Here is a 20,613-nt window from a genome sequence, read left to right as displayed (position 1 = left end):
CGCCTACACCTTCGCCTTCGTTTTAACCCTTGATCAAAATACCAATTTCCTTCTCGCCCAATTGGATCCGCTCGCTGCCTTCCAGCTCTTCATAGGAAACGCTGCTCAGCAGTACATTTTCCTCCAGCACATGGCTGAAAGCTTCAAGCGCTGCGCGCAGACCTTCATCGACGCTAAGCACCAGGTCAATGCGCTTCTCGATTGGCAGATCCAGCTTTTTGCGCGTATCTTGAACCGCACGGATCACTTCACGCACCCAGCCCTCTTGCTCCAGCTCTGGCGTAATGTCCGTGTTCAAGGCTACGGTAATGCCGCTGCCCGAGGCGGACGCAAAGCCGGATTTCGCTTGCTTTTCAACGAGAAGCTCCTCGACAGGAATGAACAGCTCCTCCGCATCCACCGCCATAGCGAGCGAGCCATGCGCTATAATGGCGCGCGTCTCGTCTGCCGTCAGCGATTTCAGATGCGCCTGAATCGGACCAACGTTTTTGCCGTATTTTTTACCAGCGACTTTGAGGTTCAGCTTGAATGTAAAATCAACAAATCCGCTGTCGCTGTTTTGCACAACGATCGATTTGACATTGATTTCATCCTTCACAATGTCCTCATAGCCTGCTACATCAAACTCACGGTCAAGGGACACGATCAGCTCAGACAGCGGCTGACGCGTCTTGATGCCCGTTTCGTTGCGGACGTTGCGGGCAAGCTCGACGATTTGCTTCGCGCTCTCCATATCCTGCTCTAGCGTTAGGTCAATAGCGGACTCGTCTGCTGTAGGATAGTTTGCGAGATGGACGCTTTCTCCGCCCCCAAGGTTGCCATAGAGGTCTTCCGCCAGCAGCGGCGCATATGGTGCAATGACGCGTGCCAGTGTCAGGAGCACATGACGCAGCGTTTGATAGGCATTGATCTTATCCTCGGTCAGGCCGCTGCCCCAGAAACGGTCACGCGAACGACGGATATACCAGTTGCTCAGCTCGTCAACGAAAATTTCAATCGCCTTCGCCGGATTCAGGAAGTCATTTCCGTCAAGGCCCTTCACAGTCGTCTTAATCAGGCTGTTCAGACGCGAGACGATCCAGCGATCCAGCTTATTCGCCGAATGACGCTCTTCATGCTTTTGGTGCTCGAAGCCATCGATGGTTGCATACAGCGCATAGAAAGCATGCGTGTTGACAATGGTGTCAATGACTTTGGATTTTGCTTCGCCAACGATCGAACGAGAGAAGCGTTTGCTGTTCCACGGTGCGCTATCCGCAAGCAAGGCCCAACGGAAAGCATCCGTGCCGTACTCGTTGATAATTTCCCAAGGATCAATAACATTGCCTTTGGATTTGGACATTTTCTGACCATTTTCATCCAAAATATGTCCGGTCGAAATAACCGCTTTATACGGCGCTTTGCCGTTGTAGAGCGTCGATACCGCAAGCAGGCTGTAGAACCAGCCGCGCGTCTGATCGATGCCTTCGCAAATAATATCAGCCGGATACTGCTCGGCGAAACGCTCGGCATTTTCAAAAGGTACATGATGCTGAGCAAACGGCATCGAGCCGCTGTCGAACCATACATCAATCACTTCCGGCGTACGCGTCATGACTGCGCCTTCGGCAAACGGCGATTTCAGCTTGATTTCATCGACGTAAGGCTTATGCAGTTCAATGTCCTCCGGCACGTCGCCAACTGCACGCTCGCGCAGATCGGCAATGCTGCCAGGCGAATATTGCTTGCCTGTCGCTTCGCAAATCCATACGTTCAGCGGCGTTCCCCAATAACGGTTTCGGCTGATGTTCCAGTCCACTAGATCCTCAAGGAATTTGCCGAAGCGTCCATCGCGGATGTGGCCTGGGTACCAGTCTACCCCATTGTTGTTAGCGATCAGCTGATCTTTAACTGCAGTCGTCTCAATGAACCAGCTTTCTGTCGCGTAATACAAGAGCGGCGATTTACAACGCCAGCAGAACGGATAGCTATGCTCGTAACGCTCCTTCGAGAACAGCAGGCCTCGCTCGCTGAGCATTTTCACAATGTCGACATCGCAATCCTTGACGAAGCGTCCAGCAAGGTCCGTCACTTCATCGACATAACGGCCGGCATTGTTCACGACGTTCAGCATGCTGATGCCGTTCTGGCGTGCCACTCTATAGTCATCCTCACCGTGAGCCGGCGCAATGTGTACGATACCTGTACCACTCGTATCGCTTACAAAATCGCCAGCGATGACTTTATGTGCATTTTCTACGGCAACGTAGCTGAAAGGCGGCTCGTAGCTTTGGCCTACCAGCTCGAAGCCCTTAAGCGAGGACAGCACTTCGTGCTCCTCCTTAAATACGCTCTCCACCAGGTTTTGAGCAACGATAAATACTTCGCCGCCACTTGCTACACGGTCGTATTCAAGCTCAGGATTGACAGCTAATGCTACGTTTGCTGGCAAGGTCCAAGGTGTAGTCGTCCATGCCAATACAGATTCGCCGCTGCCGACAAGCTTAAACTTGACGGTCGCACTCAAATCTTTAACATCCTCATAGCCCTGCGCAACCTCGTGGGAGCTTAGCGTCGTTTGGCAGCAAGGACAATACGGGCTGACGCGGTGGCCGCGATACAGCAAGCCCTTGTTATGAATCGTCGAAAGAATATGCCACACACTTTCGATATATTCGTTTTTAAGCGTAATGTACGGGTTATCCAAATCTGTCCAATAAGCGATGCCCTCGGTCAGCTCACGCCACTGCTTCTCATATTCAAAGACGCTGTCCTTGCATTTTTTGATAAAAGCTTCTACGCCGTAATTCTCGATCTCCTGCTTGCCAGAAATGCCGAGCTGCTTCTCAACGCCAAGCTCAACAGGCAAGCCATGCGTATCCCAGCCCGCTTTGCGAACAACGCGGTAGCCGGACATCGTTTTGTAGCGGCAAATAAAGTCTTTAATGACACGGCCCAGCACGTGGCCGATATGCGGCGCGCCGTTAGCGGTCGGAGGACCTTCATAAAATACGAAATTCGGCTTGCCCTCGCGGTTTTCAATCGATTTTTTGAACGTATCGTTATCCGCCCACTGCTTCAATACGCGAAGCTCGCGCGTTCTTGCTTTTTCCTTCACATCTACACGTTGCATCTTCAATTTCCTCCCGAAAAAAAAATAAAGCCCCGCCCCTGTAGAAGGGACGAGGCTTGCTCGCGTTACCACCCTTGTTCCGTCAGCTACACTGCATAAGCAGCCTAAAAGACGGCACCTTTGGCGTGAATGCCTTAGCATCCACGGTCCTTGTAACGGAGGACAGACCGTCAGCCCTTACTCCTCGTACCTTACAGCCAAAAAAACGCAGCTGGTCTGGCAAAGTTTCGGCGCCGCTTCTCGGAGAGGATATTCTGTAACCGCTTGAACGTCGTCTTGCAGCAAAGCAACGACTCTCTGGGGATCAAGCAACGATACATACTCGTTCTCGTCAACGAAGTTTTACATCTGAACAATCATTAATCCTATTTATAGCGTATCGCTGACCTGTTGTCAATCAGCCTTGTGCGGATTAACCGCGGGAAAGCTGTTCCAGCTCCGGATGCTGGCCTGGATCAAGCGTTCTCCAATCGTCCTGGCTGAGCAGCTCCAGCTGCGCTTCTACAAGCGTACGGAACCGTGCACGGAAGATCGACGCCTGCTTCTTCAGCTCTTCAACCTCAACCGATACTTTGCGCGACTTGCTCAGCGAGTCATTAATAATGCGATCCGCATTTTTCTCCGCTTCCTTGATGATTAGCTGCGCTTCCTTCTTCGCATTGCTTCGAACCTCGTCAGCCGCCTCTTGTGCGACGATAATCGTCTTGCTCAGCGTCTCTTCGATGTTTGAGAAATGGTTCAGCTTCTCCTGCATATTAAGGATCTGGTTTTGCAGCTCCTTATTTTCGCGGATAATCGTTTCATAATCTTTAATGACCTGGTCAAGAAATTCATTGACCTCATCCTCGTCATAGCCGCGCAACCGGCGACCAAATTCCTTATTATGTATGTCCAATGGCGTTAACGGCATCGGCGCACCTCCTCGACTTATTTCCATACCGGAAAACATTTGCTGTGGAAAGGATTCGACAACCGCCAGCAAAATCCTGCAATAGGGCTAAATAAATTTGCCTACCTTCAGCCGAATTCTGCCTTTCTTCGTCACGCCATCCGCCTCCAAAACTTTAAATCGGCCCAGCCCTTTGATTGATACGACATCGCCTTCACGCAATTGCTCGGACGGGTCCTCCACCGTTTTCCAGTTCACCCGGCATCTGCCGGCGCGGATAGGATCTACGATCTTTGTACGGCTGATTCGATGCACATCGCTCGCAATACCATCCACCCGCATTGAAGCTACTGTAAAGCTCATTTCCTGCAGCTCCGGCACCACTGGCGATAAAGAGGACAATGGAATTATTTCAGTCAATACGCTCGCCCGGTGCACCTGCCTCAAATGAACGTTCAAATAATCCGCAATGTCTTCCGTCATCATAATGTGAGTGAAGGTTTCATGGACATGAATGTCCCCTACCCGGTCACGCTTTATGCCAAGGCCCAGCAAGGCGCCAAGATAGTCGCCATGATCGAGCTGCTGGCTTGTCCCGCCAGGGCCGCTGACCTGAACCTCCAGCACAGCGATAGCGGCAAGCTCCTGATCCAGATCCCGATAATCTGGCCCAATAATCGCCCGGCGGCGCTCGGCCTCAGGATAACCGCCATCAAGCCTCAGCTCCACATCCGGATGACGATTGACGAGGCTTTGCACGATTTGCGCCTGTCTCGGGTCCAAAAAATCGGTCCGCTTCAGCTCATGCTGCTGTGCGGACCGTTCCACCCATTCCCATGCCCGGTCAACGAATGGCTTCTCGTCCGGGTGGAAATGGTCATATATAGGTAATTTCATTGAAATTCCCTTCCTAACTTTTGAAGTCTAGCCCGGCAGTATAAAGCCTACTACCGCAATGAGCCCCATTGCCACAAAACGAAGCGCAAAAATCGCTACGATTGGGGAAATATCGATCATGCCACCAATCGATGGAATGAAACGGCGGAAAATGCCTAAGTAAGGCTCAACCAGCTTGCCTAAAAATACGCCTATAAAGCTTTCGCGCGCATTCGGCAACCACGACATTAAAACATAACCAATTATCATAAAGCTGTAAATACTTTGAAGGTTCATAATGAACCCTGATACACTACTAAACAATCGGTGGTCACCTCATTTGGGAGTATTCATTGTCCTCTGCCATCATTTCCGTAATCGACCCTTGAATTTCAACCGAATCCGGCGTACATAGGAAAATGTTCGGGCCAAGCTTCGAAATATTGCCACCCAAAGCGTACACTGTACCGCTGAGGAAATCAACAATGCGAAGCGCCAAGTCTGTACGCACACGCTGCAGGTTCACAATGACGGCACGTCGCGAACGCAGATGATCGGCAATATCCTGCGCCTCATCGTAGGAGCGCGGCTCGCTCAAGATGACTCGTACATTTTTCTGCGAATGTATGCTTACAATGTTGTTGCCCTTTGTATTTTTACGTGCTTCGAACGGAGAGGTTTCAATTTCATGGTCTGGCTCCTCCGGCTGCGCGCTTCTTTCCCGTTCAATGATCTCTTCTTCCTCCTGCAAACCAAGAAAATTCATAAACTTATTCATAACGCCCATTCGTCATCCCTCTTTTCCCACAAGTATCGTTCCTAATCTAATCCACGTTGCGCCTTCTTCAATCGCGACCTCAAAGTCGCTTGACATACCCATGGAAAGTTCCGTCAGCGGAGCGTTCAAAACCACTGCCCTATTCATCTTATCCCTCAGCTCCCGCAAGGCGCGGAATACAGGCCGGGTGTGCTCAGCTTCAGCCTCATAAGGCGCCATCGTCATTAAGCCAACGGGCTGTACATACTGAAAGCCTTTAATCGCTTCCAAAAGCTCCGGCAGCTGCTCCGGTTCAAGGCCATGCTTGGAGTCTTCGCCCGATACATTAACCTGAATCATACAGGGCACCTGCACGCCAAGCTGCGCTGCTCGCTTCTCAATCGCCTGTGCAAGCGACAAACGATCCAGTGAGTGAATGTATGTAAACTTCCCTATGACATCTTTAACCTTATTCGTCTGCAGCGAACCGATGAAATGCCAGATGGCTTGTCCATCGCCTCCTTCGGCTGTCTCGCCGCTAATCGCTTCCCACTTGGGCAGCGCGTCCTGAAAACGGTTTTCGCCTAAATGGCGAAGCCCCTCGTCAAACGCCTGTACAGCGGTAGCGAGCGATACATATTTAGTCACCGCAATAACGTTCACATCCTCCGGCTTACGACCGCTTCTCTCGCACGCTGCATCGATCCGGCGCTGTACTTCTGCTATTCGCTCTGTTAATGAGCTCTCCAATTTCGTCACCTCTTTGCAATTCCTATCCAGCTGGCCATTCGTCCTGTTTTGCCGCCCTCCATCCGATGGGAGAAAAACAGATCTTGACGACAGCCAGTACACCACAGTGTTAATTCGATATGGATCGGCATAATTCCTGCTTTTATCATAATCTGACGGTTAATTTCTTTCAAGTCGACCATCGCCTTGCCATTTGGCAGCAGCTTCATCAACTTATTACGCGCTTCTTCGCCCTGCAAAGCGAATGTATCCAGCATAGGCTGCACCTTGCTCGTGACCGTTTGATCTACCTCATAACAGCAGCCGCCAATCGATGGTCCGATGGCTGCGCGCACATGCTCTGCTCTTGTGCCATATTGCGCGGCCATCGCCTCGAGCGTCACTTCGGCAATGTTCGCAACGGTTCCTTTCCAGCCTGCATGGGCAAGCGCTACCGCCTGATGCTCCGGATCATAAAAATAAAGCGGTACGCAATCGGCATAAAAGGAGGCGAGCAAAATGCCCGGCACATCCGTCATCAGGGCATCGGTATCCGCAATCGCATCGCTGCGGGAATCCCTGCCCCGCCCAGCGTCCTGCTCGGTTACTTTATATACATCAGCGCCATGCACCTGCTCCGCGCAGGTCCACGCCTCGAAGGGAAAGCCGACCGCAGCAGCAACCCGCTGGCGGTTAAGAACGACGTCTGGGTCGGCATCGCCGACATGGAGCCCCATATTCAGCGTCGCCCAAGGCGCGGCGCTTACACCGCCATCGCGGCCGGTAAAACCGGCTGTCAGCTGTTTATTTTCATCCATCCAATTAGACAACAAAAAAAGCGAAGGATTCTTCGCTGAATGATTCCACTTAAAAGCTTCCATTCGGGTCATCACCTCTTTATGCAGTTTACCCTGTTATCCTCTGGCGTGCAAATCCTCTTCCTCCAGGCGCTGCTTCGTTTCATCCATGCGAACGAGCACAACATCTGCCCCGATTTTCACAATGTTGCGCCAAGGAATGACGACCTCGCCGCCAGGCCCGCCAAACAGCCCCATAAAGCGGCTATACTGCGGAATGACAATCGAATCGATACGTCCCTGCCGCAAATCCAGCTCCAAATCGGTAATATGTCCAAGCTTCTTGCCGTCCACAATATTAATGACATCCTTCGTCTGAAAATCAGATATTTTCATCTTCTGCTCACCACTTTTCCAGCGGGATGAATAACTTTTTTTATGACCGGGCACCCTGCCTAGCCTAGCTATGCTGTCTCTTATATCAGTATATGTAAGACGCGCCCAAAATGTCCTCTTTCGCAAAATAACCGCCTTTAGCAGCGGCCAGCAGGCATAATCAGCTGCCTCTTCCCTTGAAAAAAGCGTTTAAAAGGTACTAAAAGGCAATTAAAAAGACCGGACATCATTGTCCGGCCTGCTTCCCAAAAGGCGAGCTGCGTGAAAATTAAGCCTTCACGCAGCCCTGCATCTTTTTCACGAGCATCTACGTCTTAACATGCTTCTGCATTTGCTGGATTGCCGACTTTTCTAGGCGTGATACCTGAGCCTGCGAGATGCCGATTTCATCGGCGACCTCCATTTGCGTCTTGCCTTCGAAAAAACGCATCGACAAAATCATTTTTTCCCGATTGTTCAGCTTATGCATCGCTTCGCGGAGCGCGATTTCCTCGATCCATGACACGTCTTTGTTTTTGTCGTCACTAATTTGATCCATCACATAAATCGGATCGCCGCCGTCATGGTAAATCGGCTCAAACAACGATACCGGGTCCTGGATCGCATCAAGCGCGAACACGACATCTTCCTTTGGAACATTCAGCATTTCGGAAATTTCAAAAATCGTCGGCTCGCGCGAATTTTGATTCGTCAGGCTGTCTCTGGCTTGCAGCGCTTTATAAGCGATATCCCGCAGGCTTCGCGATACGCGAATCGGGTTATTGTCGCGCAAATAACGGCGGATTTCCCCGATAATCATCGGGACGGCATAGGTGGAAAATTTGACGTTCTGGCCAAGATCAAAATTATCTATCGCCTTCATAAGTCCAATGCAGCCGACCTGGAACAAGTCGTCTACAAACTCTCCCCTATTGTTAAACCGTTGAATGACACTGAGCACAAGCCTCAGGTTGCCATTAACCAATTTCTCTCTGGCTGCCCACTCATTGCGGGTTTGCAAAGCGGTGAACAGCTCCCGCATTTCAACATTTGTAAGGACAGGCAGTTTCGCGGTATCCACTCCACAGATCTCGACTTTATTTCGTGCCAACGTGATTACCTCCCAAGGAGAAACATTAATGTTCATTATCTCCTCGGACGCCCGAAATATTCCTATTTTGACCTCCGCTTTGCAACTCTATGGATTGCCCTTTTATACCATTTTGTTGAACTCCTTGCGCAGCCGCTTAATAATGCGTTTTTCCAAACGCGAAATATAAGATTGAGAGATACCGAGCAGATCGGCAACGTCCTTCTGTGTCTTCTCTTCCCCATCCGCAAGCCCGAAGCGCAGCTCCATAATGATGCGTTCACGCTCCGTCAGCTTGTCGAGCGCCTTATGCAGCAGCTTGCGATCGACCTGCTCCTCAATATTGCGGTAAATCGTATCATTTTCCGTTCCGAGCACATCCGACAGCAGCAGCTCATTGCCATCCCAATCAATATTCAGCGGCTCGTCAAAAGAGACCTCGGTACGCGTTTTATTATTGCGGCGCAAATACATGAGAATTTCATTTTCGATACACCGCGACGCATAGGTGGCCAGCTTGATTTTTTTCTCAGGATCAAAGGTGTTGACCGCTTTAATTAAACCAATGGCGCCGATGGACACCAAATCCTCAATGTGAATGCCTGTATTTTCGAATTTGCGGGCAATGTATACGACAAGCCTCAGGTTGCGCTCAATGAGCATCGCCCGGATAGCCGTATCCCCAGAAGGCAGCTTGCCCAGCAAATATTCCTCTTCTTCCCGAGTCAAGGGAGGCGGTAGCGCCTCGCTTCCACCAATATAATAAATCTCTTCGCTTTTTAGTCCGAATAAAAATAAAGTCCGATAATAATATAACTGCAGAACCAATTTCCACTTGACGAGCATCCGGCCTATCCCTCCCCGATAATCGTAGTTTTTTCAGTCTCCTGTTTCACATCCGCTTGCGGGGTCTGCACAAGAGCGGGATGAATAATCGCCTGATACGAGCTGTCTGCTGTCAGCTTGCCGCCATCGAGCCCAATCAACACTTTTTTCGCCACATAAATGCAGCCATCCCGCTCTATTCGGACAAAATCCGGCTTTAGCGCCAGCATGAATTGCGAGCCGCGGTTGACGCCGCGGTAAGGAATGAGACGCAATCGATGCTGCCAAATAAAGATATCATCGCCCATGCCTGCTACCAGACGATCCACCTCGGCCTCACGAATGCTTTGCAGCCATGAAGGTGGCAATTCATTTTGCCAAAGAGCGGCTTCAACGACCATTACCGGAGTTCGTGACAACGGATCATAGAGCTGATTGCCCGTATCAATCAATCCGATGCAGCGGAATTCCTGATTTTCAATATGAATACTTACATCGGCAAGATGAGTTTGCACCAACTCCCTTTCACGACGCTGCGTCAACACGGTGCGGTATATATACAGCCCGATACAAAACGCTGCAAATAAATAAATAAGGCTCATTTTCAGCTCAACATGCATGCTTCCATCGACAAAGGCAATCGTTCGCCATACTTCTCCCGAGCCCTGCATCAGCAAATAATAAATGCCGATGATCGCTCCTGCCGCCACAAAATTAACGGCATAAAAGGCTGCCGTCGTGCGAAGAAAATGCTGAGTCGACCCATAACCAAAGGCAATCCATAGCATCAGCATCGAGATGCCTAGCTTGACAACCAAGGTAAACAGGACGGACAGCATCGGAAACAGCATGAGCACGACGTAGCTGGCTCCAACACTTGCAGCGGCGAGCACGCGCCATGGCTTGGCACGAATGTTCCTCGCCCATGCTGTCGTCAGCAGCAGCCCGCCGTCCACTAGCAGCTCCCGCACAAACATGACATCGACATATACAGCCACAATCGTCACCTTCCCGCGAATTCCGTCCGCCAAGCTTGGTGCATGGCGCCGGTGAGAACGATTGAGACTAGTATATTAAAATCCTATTTCAAAGTCTGTCTAATCATGACGGGGTGAGCCATCTTTTTTTGTCGAGCGCGCGAATAAAAAACGGCAGGACAAGCGGTCGTTTGACAGCAGCAAAAGTGTTTTTGACTAGCTCCTGCTTGGAGCAAGGTGAAACGGCTGTCGCCATCCTCTGGCGGCGCGGCGTGTTTCAGTACGAGAAATATAGGAAAGAAGGAAAACCCTATCCTTTCCTATATTTTAGAGAACGCAAAAAGCCCGCTCCCCAAGGATAACGGGAAAAGCGGACTTTGCTGCAAGCTATAAACCGCCATCTAGCGATCGCTGCGTGGACGGTTGCGTAAAAAGGCTGGAATTTCAAGCTGATCGCTCGAAGTGCTGGCACCAAAAGGCTTGACAGACGATGTCGAAGCAGGCGCGGAGGTCGGACTTGCCGGCTGGCGAGTCTCTGATTCTCCTTGCTGCTGCGGCGAGCGTCTAGCAGCCGGAGCAGCCTTATGTTCAAAGCCAGTCGCAATGACGGTAACTTTGATTTCATCTTTCAAATTATCGTCAATAATGGCACCAAAAATCATATTCACTTCCGGATCGGAAGCGGAAATAACAATTTCTGCTGCTTCATTAACTTCATACAAGCTCAGGTTGCTGCCGCCTGTAATGTTCATAATAACGCCACGTGCGCCATCAATGGACGTTTCCAGCAGCGGGCTCATAATCGCTTTTTTCGCGGCTTCTGCTGCACGGTTCTCACCGCTGGCTTCCCCGATTCCCATCAGTGCAGAGCCGCGCTCTGTCATAATCGTCTTAACGTCGGCGAAGTCAAGGTTGATCAGACCCGGTACTTGGATCAAATCGGAAATACCTTGCACCGCTTGACGAAGCACGTTATCCGCTTCACGGAACGCTTCCAGCATAGGCGTCTTCTTGTCGACAATTTCCAAAAGACGGTCATTTGGGATAACGATCAGCGTATCTACTTTCTCTTTAAGCGCTTCTATGCCCATTTCCGCTTGTGCGGCGCGCTTGCGGCCTTCGAAGGTGAATGGACGGGTTACTACGCCTACAGTCAGCGCTCCGCATTCTCTTGCGATTTCGGCAATAACAGGCGCAGCGCCTGTTCCTGTGCCGCCGCCCATACCTGCGGTAACGAATACCATGTCCGAGCCCTTCAGCTGGTTGAGTGCGAGATCACGAGATTCTTCAGCCGCCTTCTTACCCACTTCCGGGTTAGCGCCCGCGCCAAGTCCACGTGTCAGCTTATCGCCGATTTGCAGCTTATGCTCGGATTTCGACAAATGCAGCGCCTGAGCATCCGTATTGACGGTAATAAAGTCAACACCTTTTACCCCATTTTCAATCATTCGGTTAACCGCATTGCTGCCGCCGCCGCCGACGCCGATTACTTTTATTTGAGCGAGCTGCTCCAATTCCATGTCGAATTCCAACATCATCAATTTCCCCCGATCAAATAAATTCATTAAACATATTTTTTATCCGTTCGAACATACCGGGTTTGGATGAAGCGGTGGAACCCGTTTTGCGGCTGCTTGCGGCTTTTTTCACTGTGCTGGTCGTTCCGCGCGCTCCCATATATTTCGATACGTATTGAATCATTCCTACACCGCTGCTGTAAGCGGGATCGCGCACGCCGATATAATCCGGAAGTGCCACGCGTACGGTGGATTCAAGCTCCGCTTGAGCAAGCGCCAATGTGCCCGGCATTGTCACTGCTCCTCCAGTCAGCACATAGCTGCTGACCTTGTCATGATAACCAAGACGACGAACCTCTTGCTTGATCAGGCTGAAAATCTCCTGCATCCGAGGCTCGATAATGCTCGCCAAATCGACTTGAGAAAATTCCTTCTCTACATTGCTTCCCATACGGAGAACTTTGAACTTCACATCTTCCGCAGCATCGCCAATGTAGGAGCAGCCGTATTTCAGCTTGATTTTCTCGGCTTGATCACTTTGGGTACGCAAACCGTAAGCGATATCGTTCGTTACGTATTCTCCGCCGATAGGAAGCGTAGCAGTCGCTGCAAGTCCGCCCTGCTCGAAAATCGTAATCGTACAGGAGCCTGCTCCGATATCCGCAAGTACAGTACCCATCATTTTCTCGTCTTTCGTCAGCGATATGACGCCGGATGCCAATGACATCAATATGACGCCAGAAATGCGGAGCCCTGCTTTCTCCACACAGCGCATCAAATTATGTATCGCTGTCTTAGTACCGGTTACAATGGTGGCTTCCACTTCCAGACGCACGCCGATCATCCCCCGAGGATCGGATATGCCCTCCAGTCCGTCTACCAAATATTGCTTCGGCACTAAATTAATAATCTCGCGTTCAGGCGGCAAGGCTACTACTTTCGCAGCCTGCACAACTCTTTCAATATCTTCTTCGCCAATTTCACGGTCCTCATTGGATACGGCAACGACGCCATGATTGGTTTGCAAAGCAATATGATTGCCTTGAATACCTACATAGACGTCTGATATTTGAATACCTACCATTCGTTCCGCATGCTCAATCGCATTGCGAATCGACTGAACGGTCTGGTCGATATCTACAATAGCTCCTTTGCGAATACCCTCTGAGTCGGCAGATCCAACTCCAATAATATTAATGGCTCCGTTATTCACTTCGCCAATAATAGCACGAACTTTGGACGTACCGATGTCTAAACTGACGATGATGTCGTTGCTGCTCAACCCGCGGCACCTCCGTTTCAACTTATAAATTATACAGCTTGTATCAGTTTAATCACAAAACGCCTTTTTACATATTCAACGCAGTTAATAGTATCCCTCTTTTTAAGAGCACTATTTTTCTAACTCTATATGAATTTTAATTTCATCAAGCGTAAACGGCTGTCGCCGTCCTCTGGCAGCAAAGCTACCGTTTCGCATAGAAATATAGAGAAAGGATGGGAATAGCAGATCCTTTCCTATATTTAAAAGAATACTCATATGGTGTTTAAGCGCCAAGCACGTCGTTTTGCATTCTTTTAAAAAGTCCACCTATAAAATCTTATCACTGTTTTCTAAAAATGAGTAGTCTGTTTTTCAACTGCCCTCTTCATTTTCTGGATCTGTCTTAATAAAAGAATCATAAGTATCGGCTAGCAGCAGGGTGATTTTTCCAGGCTCCTGTGTTTCAATGACCGCATTCATCGTTTCGATTTTCTCGCTCAGCAATGAAATGGCTGTTACTACCTCAAATTTCGTGCGCGTATAAATTTTGATGCGGTCAGGATACGCCTTGGATGGATATGGCATAATTTCGGATAAATCAGACAGCTGCTTCGCCGGAATTTTGCCAAGCTGCTCCGCAAGCTCCACGCGGTAAACATCTCCCTGCTTCCACCCAGACAATACAGGCTTATTGACCAATAGCTCCTCATTGGCTGCAGGAAGCTCCGACCCGTTCGCCAGCAGTGCTGTCAAATTGCCATCACTGAACAGCTCAAAGGCAACGACCGGATATTCCTCTACCGTAATCGTCACCTTCCCAGGGAAAGCTTTGTCCACGGTGACATTATTAATGGTCGGAATCGCTTTAACCGCTTCCTCGATCGTTGCCGACGTTGTACCAAAAAAAGCGTCTCCCACCGATATAGCGGCAGCCTGTCCAATTTCTGCAGTAGTTGTATAGGCAGTGCCTTCAATATGAATTTCCGAAATTTTGCTAATAGAAGAATTAAAAAACAGCACAGACAGCAAAATGATAAAAAGCAGCACAAGCACGCTAAGCAGCTTGCGATTGCCCTTTCGTTTGCCAACCGGTTTTTTAAGCACTGGCATCGGCGCGCTCATAACTTGTCCCTTCTTTCCCCAAAAACATCCGGTTCCCAAATAGCAGGATCCGGGAGTTTCTATTCAGGCGCTTGTTCGCATACACTAGTTATTAGGAGCTTGAGGAACAGGAGAATTGCGAGAAATCCTTGCTCCCAGTCTGCTTAACATCGTCTCAATGCGATCATAACCCCGATCAATATGATGAATTTGCTCCACTACCGTCTTCCCTTGCGCAGCGAGGCCCGCGATTACAAGCGCTGCCCCTGCCCGCAAATCCGTTGCTTCCACCGTCGCTCCATAAAGACGCGGAACGCCCCGGATAAAAGCCGCATTCATATCAACCCGTATATCCGCACCCATTCGTGATAGTTCGTCAACATGCTTCAGCCTGCCTTCGAAAATCGTCTCCTTCATAATGCTCGTTCCGTCTGCAAGCGCCAGCAGCACCATCACTTGAGATTGCAGGTCGGTTGGAAAAGCAGGATATGGAGAAGTAACAATTCGTTCAATGGCTTTGGGGCGGGATGCACAGCTAACTTTTATTATATCATCGTGGGTGGTGATTTGAATACCTGACCGGCGAAGCACGTGTATTAAGGAAGACAAGTGGGAGGGGCATGTATTCAGAAGAGTAATTTGACCGCGCGTCGCAGCAGCCGCAACCATTAAGGTGCCGGTTACAATTCGATCAGGAATGACCTTGTACTTACAGGGAGAAAGCGACTTTACGCCATTAATCGTAATCGTATCCGTACCAGCACCGATCATCTCGGCACCCATCGCATTCAGAAACCGCTGCAAATCCTGAATTTCCGGCTCGCGAGCAGCATTCGTAATCATCGTTCGCCCTTCAGCAAGCACCGCGGCCATCATCATATTTTCCGTCGCTCCGACACTAGGGAAGCTTAGATGAATATCGGCTCCTTTGAGACGGTCTGCCCGGCAAATGATACGATTGCCCGCTTCTTCAATATCGGCCCCGAGCGCCCGAAGTCCCTCCAGATGCAAATCAATTTTGCGCTGCCCAATTGCGCAGCCGCCAGGCTGATACACCTGCACTTCACCAAACCTCGCAAGAAGCGGCCCCATTAGAAAGATGGACGAGCGCATCTGCCCCATTAACTTTTCCGGCACATGGGAGAGATGCAAGCTTTCCGTGTTCAGCTGTACCGTATCGCCCTCATGCTCCGCATGGCATCCGAGTTCCCGCAGTATGCTGAGCATGACGTCGATATCCAGCAGCTTCGGCACATGTTCCAGCGTCGTTTCGCCTTCGGCCAATAAGCTGGCTGCCAATATTGGCAAAGCGGCATTTTTCGCTCCTTGGATAACCATGGTTCCTGAGAGTGGTTTCCCGCCTTCAATCACCAATTTGTCCAATGTCTCACCTCCGAATTACCGCTCACCCACCACCAGCACTTCCGGCACCAAGCTGATCCCATATCGATCCACAATGACGCCTTGAATATGAGCCATGAGGGTAAGCACATCTTCAGCTGTCGCTTGCCCGGTGTTGACGATAAAATTGGCATGCAGCCCGGATACTTCGGCTGCACCTACACGGTGGCCTTTAAGCCCCGCCTCCTCGATCAATCTGGCGGCATAATCGCCTGGCGGGTTGCGGAAGACGCTGCCCGCACATGCCAGCTGCAGCGGTTGGGTACGCAGCCGCCTTTCCTTGTATGAGGCCAGCGTTGCAGCAATTTCCTGACGGTCTCCAGGCGCAAGCTCGAAGGTCGCTGAAAGCACGAGCCCTTTGCGTTCATGCAGCACGGAATGTCGGTAAGAAAATTGCATATCCTCAGGTCCGTAGGTTACCAATTCACCATTTCCCAGCACAATCTCGGCTGACTTGAAAATACGCGACACATCCGATCCATGCGCTCCGGCATTCATATAGACGGCCCCGCCTACGGTTCCCGGAATGCCCCCGGCAAATTCCAAGCCTGTCAGTCCTTCCTTGCCGGACATCACAGACAGTTTAATGAAGGAATAAGCCGCTCCGGCATGAACAGTGTTCCCGTCGAAGCGCACATAATCCAGTCCGCCCCGCGGTTTAATGACAACGCCGCGAATGCCCTTGTCGCTCACCAGCATATTGGAGCCGCGTCCCAAATGGGTCCACGGTATGCCGTTTTCATGAAGCAGCCGGACAGCCGACATCATTTGCTGCTTTCCATCCGGTATAATAAGAATATCGGCAGGACCGCCTATTTTCCAAGTAGTATGATTTTCCAGCCGTTCATTAATGAGTACTTTTCCAATTTTTGCATTTTCAAACAGCTCAGCTACATGTTCCATGCTGTCTAACCTCCTTCTGCTTCAAGGTGAAGAACAGGCCCGCTCGGCGATGGTCACGATTTATAAGAGTATCCTATGCCCTGTGCCCGGGTAGTGTGACAAATGCCTATAGCGTCAGGCTGCAAGCCCGCTTATTGAATGGAGCAAGCGCCGCAAGCCTAGTTGTTCATTCACCTTGAATAACGTGAAATATTAAGTAAAATGCCCAGCGATGTGAGCAGAAGCGTAAGCGATGAACCCCCATAGCTGACAAGCGGCAGCGTAATGCCCGTTACAGGCATCATTCCGATAACGACACCGATATTAATGAGCACCTGAACGCCGATAATGCTCGTGATGCCGACTGCGAGCAAGCTGCCGAACGTATCAGGCGCATAAATGGCCGTTCGAATGCCGCGCCATATCACGATCATAAACAGCACAATCAGAGCTGAACCACCGATAAACCCAAGCTCTTCTGCAACGATGGAGAAAATAAAGTCCGTTTGCGGCTCCGGCAAATAGCTGAACTTCTGCCGGCTCATGCCGAGGCCAAGCCCGACAAGTCCTCCTGGGCCAATCGCATATAGCGATTGAATAATTTGATAGCCTGAGCCCAGCGGATCCGCCCATGGATCAAGGAAGCCCGAGATACGCTGCAGCCGGTAGGGAGCAGCCAAAATAAGGCCGACAAGCCCCGCGGCGCCTGCAAGCGCAAGCAGTCCCAAATGCTTGAGCTGTGCGCCTGCCGTAAAGATCAAAAGCAGCGATGCCGCGACCATGACTGCGCCGGAACCAAGATCCGGCTGCAGCATAATAAGGCCGAAGGCGAGCAGCGCCATCCCAAGCGGAGGCAGCAGTCCCTTGACGAACAGCGTAATCGTCTGCTGCTTCTCGGAAAGCCATTTTGCCAAAAATAAAACCATCGCCAGCTTCATGAATTCGGAAGGCTGGATGCCGAACGAGCTGATGCCGAGCCAGCTTCGCGCTCCGCCGCGCACGACGCCCACACCGGGGATCAGTACGATGACAAGCAGAACGAAGCAGATGATCAAGGCGATTTTTGCCCATTTGCGCCAAACGAGATAATTCATATTCATGGTGAAGATGAGCGCACAAACTCCGAGACCGGCGAACAGCAGCTGGCGCTTGACGTAATAATAGCGGTCTCCGAATTCATGAAAAGCGAGCACTGCGCTCGCGCTGTATACCATAATGATTCCGATAGCCAGAATGAGCGCAATGGAGACGATCATCCATACGTCCGGGGCAGACCTGGCTTTGACCATAGCGTACACCTCTTTGCATGTAAAAGTAGGGACAAGCCCCCTACTTACAAGGTATGCGCCGAATCTTTAAAAATGCGCCCGCGCTGCTCATAGGATGTAAACATATCCCAGCTGGCACAGGCCGGCGACAGCAATACGATGTCGCCCGGCGCTGCTAGCGCGGCTGCATGCCGCACCGCTTCGCGCAAGGTCGCTTCGGCGCTGTCTTCAGGTTCGACCAATCGAACGCCTGCTAAACCTGCCAGCTCCGCAACATGGCCCAGCTTGCCGCGTGTCTCGCCGAGCGCCACAAGCCCCTTGAGCCTGTCACGGAACAGCGGCAGCAGCTCCATGTAATCCGAGCCGCGATCAAGGCCGCCTGCAATCAGCACGATTGGCGCAGTCAATGAGTGGGCGGACATCATCGTCGCTGTCGGATTCGTAGCCTTGGAATCGTTGTAATATTTGACCCCTTTTACTTCGCCTGCATACTCCAGCCTGTGTTCTACACCTTTAAAGCTCCGCAGCGTCTCGGAAAGCTGCTCCGGCAATGCTCCGGCTGCTAGACATGCCGCAATGGCCGCAAGCGCATTTGCCGCATTGTGGCGCCCTGGGATGCCAAGCTCGCCCACTTCAAGCAGCTTCGTGTGCGTTCCATCCTGCTTATGCCATACGATATGGCGTACGTCAGCAGCTTCAGTTTCACCCAGAGAAGCGTTCGCAGCTGTCTTCACATATGGAGGCTCAATCGCCACCCCATAGCTTAGCTTTTCATAAAGCGAGAAGGGAAAAATAGTAGCATTCAGACGATCAGCGAGCTGCCGGCAAACCGGATCATCCCAGTTCAGCACAGCCGTATCTTCTGCCGTCTGATTGGCAAACAGCTTTGCCTTCGAATGTATGTAATCTTCCATGCCGCCATGATAATCCAGATGCGTCTCTACTACATTGAGCAGCAGGGCGACGCGGGGACGGAAGCCCGATGTCCCTTTAAGCTGAAAGCTGCTCAGCTCGGCGACAAGCCAGTTGTCCTCTGTCGCTTCAACTGCCGCTTCGCATAATGGACGGCCAATGTTGCCGGCCACGATGGGATTTTTGCTCGCCGCCTCCAGCAGCTCGCCGATCCAGGTTGTCGTTGTCGTTTTGCCATTCGAGCCTGTAATGCCAATAATCGGTGCCGGCGAAAGCCAATAGGCCACTTCCACCTCCGTCACAATTTCAACGCCTGCTGCTGCGGCTTGCCTGATGGGCGGAGTAGAATAAGGGATGCCCGGATTTTTCACAAGCAGCGCTGTATCAGCTGTAATCAGGTCGTCTGGATGAGAACCGCAAAGCACAGAAATGCCCAAAGCGATTAGCTCCTCCGCTTCGGGACATTGGTCTTGCTCTTTCTTATCGTTTACTATTACCTCCGCCCCATAGGAATGAAACACCTTCGCGACGCTAACCCCGCTTCTCGCCAGGCCAAGCACCACAATGCGGCGGCCCCGGTATGATGCCGGATGATCCATAAATGACAGCTCCTTGTAAAGGCCAGCAGCATGAGCCCCACAACACCGTGATTCGAAAGTTAGAATCTCGGCGTTGCTTGAAGCGCCAGCTGCTATCCCTATTTTTTTGAAAAATATAGGAAAGGATATGATTTTTCCATCCTTTCTCTATATTTCTACGCGAAACGGTTGCTTGGCCGCCAAAGGACGGCGAAAGCCGTTTCACCTTGAATTCTAGGGCAAAGCTCTTCGCTCGTCCTAGAAGGACGACGAAGTCGTTTTTGTTTGTGTGCAGTGAATTTAAAATACGCGTATCAACAGCAGCGACAGCACCGCAAACACGAGGCCAACTGCCCAAAACGTTGATACAACGCGCCACTCGGACCAGCCGGACAGTTCAAAATGATGATGAATCGGGCTCATTTTGAAAATCCGCTTGCCGCGCAGCTTGAAGGAACCGACCTGCAAAATAACCGACAGCATTTCGAGTACGAAAATACCGCCGATTAAAATGAGCAGCAGCTCCATTTTCGTCAAAATCGCTACCGCCGCAATGCCGCCGCCGATGCCAAGTGAGCCGGTATCCCCCATAAACACTTTGGCAGGATAGGCGTTGTAGATCAGGAAGCCGAGTACGGCTCCAATCATCGCGGCTGAGAAAATGGCAGAGCCATAAGCCGACACCTGCAGCGCAACAATTGTAAATGCGCCAAAGGCAATCGCGCTTGTACCAGCGAGCAGTCCGTCCAGCCCATCGGTGAAATTAACCGAATTGCTGGCCGCGAACAAAATAATGACGACAAACGGATAATAAAACCATCCCATATCGAAGCTCCATGACGTGCCGGGAACGATGATTTCTGTGCTATGGTGCATCTGGTACAGCAGCGCGCAGACGATAACCGAGAACAACAGCTGCCCGAACAGCTTCTGGCGCGCGGTCAAGCCGAGCGAGCGCTTGAAGACGATTTTGATGTAATCGTCGAGAAAGCCAACGAGGCCAAAGCCTAGCGAGGCGGTAAGCAGCACCCAAAAATCCGCCGTTTTATCGGCAAAATTCAAAAAGGCTATGAGCAGCGCCAGCATAATAATGATGCCGCCCATCGTTGGTGTGCCGCTTTTTTTCAAATGGCTTTGCGGTCCGTCTGTACGAATTTGCTGGCCAAACTTCATTCGTTTCAGCAAGGGAATACAAATCGGTCCAAGCAGAGCCGCGAGCAAAAATGAAAGGCCTAGTGTGAATAAAATAATCATCATGTCCAT

General features: G+C 50.9%; 19 protein-coding genes and 1 other annotated feature. All 19 genes read right to left on the bottom strand.

Annotated features, from left to right (window positions below):
* Nucleotides 1–22: 22 nt before the first annotated feature.
* Nucleotides 23–3,112 carry an isoleucine--tRNA ligase gene (gene ileS / locus AC50YG_RS10290; protein WP_494826618.1) on the bottom strand — a complete coding sequence of 1,030 codons (3,090 nt, stop codon included), beginning with the start codon at nucleotides 3,110–3,112 and terminating at the stop codon, nucleotides 23–25.
* A gap of 42 nt (nucleotides 3,113–3,154) precedes the next feature.
* Nucleotides 3,155–3,456: a binding site (T-box leader), on the bottom strand.
* A 68-nt stretch (nucleotides 3,457–3,524) separates the two neighbouring features.
* Nucleotides 3,525–4,022: a DivIVA domain-containing protein gene (locus AC50YG_RS10285; protein ID WP_341282196.1), complete on the bottom strand. Its 498-nt coding sequence runs from the start codon at nucleotides 4,020–4,022 to the stop codon at nucleotides 3,525–3,527.
* A gap of 87 nt (nucleotides 4,023–4,109) precedes the next feature.
* Complete coding sequence (locus AC50YG_RS10280) at nucleotides 4,110–4,898, bottom strand: YlmH family RNA-binding protein (protein WP_494826616.1); 789 nt, start codon at nucleotides 4,896–4,898, stop codon at nucleotides 4,110–4,112.
* A gap of 27 nt (nucleotides 4,899–4,925) precedes the next feature.
* Nucleotides 4,926–5,201 carry a YggT family protein gene (locus AC50YG_RS10275; protein WP_488199545.1) on the bottom strand — a complete coding sequence of 92 codons (276 nt, stop codon included), beginning with the start codon at nucleotides 5,199–5,201 and terminating at the stop codon, nucleotides 4,926–4,928.
* Nucleotides 5,202–5,208: 7 nt separating this feature from the next.
* A complete protein-coding gene (locus AC50YG_RS10270) occupies nucleotides 5,209–5,664 on the bottom strand; it encodes a cell division protein SepF (RefSeq protein ID WP_341282194.1) in 456 nt (151 codons plus the stop codon).
* Nucleotides 5,665–5,667: 3 nt separating this feature from the next.
* On the bottom strand, nucleotides 5,668–6,384 hold the full coding sequence (locus AC50YG_RS10265) for a YggS family pyridoxal phosphate-dependent enzyme (RefSeq protein ID WP_494826615.1): 717 nt from the start codon (nucleotides 6,382–6,384) through the stop codon (nucleotides 5,668–5,670).
* Between the two features lie 5 nt (nucleotides 6,385–6,389).
* Nucleotides 6,390–7,244 carry a peptidoglycan editing factor PgeF gene (pgeF, locus tag AC50YG_RS10260; RefSeq protein WP_494826614.1) on the bottom strand — a complete coding sequence of 285 codons (855 nt, stop codon included), beginning with the start codon at nucleotides 7,242–7,244 and terminating at the stop codon, nucleotides 6,390–6,392.
* A gap of 33 nt (nucleotides 7,245–7,277) precedes the next feature.
* The gene (locus AC50YG_RS10255; protein ID WP_046230423.1) at nucleotides 7,278–7,556 is read right to left on the bottom strand and encodes a YlmC/YmxH family sporulation protein; all 279 of its coding nucleotides are present in this window, start codon (nucleotides 7,554–7,556) and stop codon (nucleotides 7,278–7,280) included.
* Between the two features lie 307 nt (nucleotides 7,557–7,863).
* The gene (sigG, locus tag AC50YG_RS10250; RefSeq protein WP_338555683.1) at nucleotides 7,864–8,646 is read right to left on the bottom strand and encodes an RNA polymerase sporulation sigma factor SigG; all 783 of its coding nucleotides are present in this window, start codon (nucleotides 8,644–8,646) and stop codon (nucleotides 7,864–7,866) included.
* 102 nt (nucleotides 8,647–8,748) lie between these two features.
* Nucleotides 8,749–9,471 (bottom strand): RNA polymerase sporulation sigma factor SigE, encoded by a 723-nt coding sequence (gene sigE, locus AC50YG_RS10245; RefSeq protein ID WP_046230421.1) that lies wholly within the window; start codon nucleotides 9,469–9,471, stop codon nucleotides 8,749–8,751.
* Nucleotides 9,472–9,476: 5 nt separating this feature from the next.
* Nucleotides 9,477–10,481 carry a sigma-E processing peptidase SpoIIGA gene (spoIIGA, locus tag AC50YG_RS10240; RefSeq protein ID WP_473759677.1) on the bottom strand — a complete coding sequence of 335 codons (1,005 nt, stop codon included), beginning with the start codon at nucleotides 10,479–10,481 and terminating at the stop codon, nucleotides 9,477–9,479.
* A 347-nt stretch (nucleotides 10,482–10,828) separates the two neighbouring features.
* Nucleotides 10,829–11,962: a cell division protein FtsZ gene (gene ftsZ, locus AC50YG_RS10235; protein ID WP_046230419.1), complete on the bottom strand. Its 1,134-nt coding sequence runs from the start codon at nucleotides 11,960–11,962 to the stop codon at nucleotides 10,829–10,831.
* A 16-nt stretch (nucleotides 11,963–11,978) separates the two neighbouring features.
* Nucleotides 11,979–13,226 carry a cell division protein FtsA gene (gene ftsA / locus AC50YG_RS10230; RefSeq protein WP_341282190.1) on the bottom strand — a complete coding sequence of 416 codons (1,248 nt, stop codon included), beginning with the start codon at nucleotides 13,224–13,226 and terminating at the stop codon, nucleotides 11,979–11,981.
* Between the two features lie 354 nt (nucleotides 13,227–13,580).
* Nucleotides 13,581–14,330, bottom strand: a complete 750-nt coding sequence (locus AC50YG_RS10225; protein ID WP_494826611.1) for a cell division protein FtsQ/DivIB — start codon at nucleotides 14,328–14,330, stop codon at nucleotides 13,581–13,583.
* 84 nt (nucleotides 14,331–14,414) lie between these two features.
* Nucleotides 14,415–15,692, bottom strand: coding sequence for a UDP-N-acetylglucosamine 1-carboxyvinyltransferase (gene murA, locus AC50YG_RS10220; RefSeq protein WP_473759681.1), 1,278 nt, complete (start codon nucleotides 15,690–15,692; stop codon nucleotides 14,415–14,417).
* 15 nt (nucleotides 15,693–15,707) lie between these two features.
* Nucleotides 15,708–16,613: a UDP-N-acetylmuramate dehydrogenase gene (gene murB, locus AC50YG_RS10215; protein WP_494826609.1), complete on the bottom strand. Its 906-nt coding sequence runs from the start codon at nucleotides 16,611–16,613 to the stop codon at nucleotides 15,708–15,710.
* 170 nt (nucleotides 16,614–16,783) lie between these two features.
* Nucleotides 16,784–17,881, bottom strand: coding sequence for a stage V sporulation protein E (spoVE, locus tag AC50YG_RS10210; protein WP_494826608.1), 1,098 nt, complete (start codon nucleotides 17,879–17,881; stop codon nucleotides 16,784–16,786).
* A 44-nt stretch (nucleotides 17,882–17,925) separates the two neighbouring features.
* Nucleotides 17,926–19,371: a UDP-N-acetylmuramoyl-L-alanine--D-glutamate ligase gene (gene murD / locus AC50YG_RS10205; RefSeq protein WP_494826606.1), complete on the bottom strand. Its 1,446-nt coding sequence runs from the start codon at nucleotides 19,369–19,371 to the stop codon at nucleotides 17,926–17,928.
* Nucleotides 19,372–19,650: 279 nt separating this feature from the next.
* On the bottom strand, nucleotides 19,651–20,613 hold the full coding sequence (gene mraY / locus AC50YG_RS10200; RefSeq protein ID WP_473759686.1) for a phospho-N-acetylmuramoyl-pentapeptide-transferase: 963 nt from the start codon (nucleotides 20,611–20,613) through the stop codon (nucleotides 19,651–19,653).

This window comes from Paenibacillus sp. J31R34 (assembly GCF_059383715.1).
The sequence above is the reverse complement of the archived record's forward strand: the minus strand, read 5'-3'. Positions and strand labels throughout refer to the sequence as shown.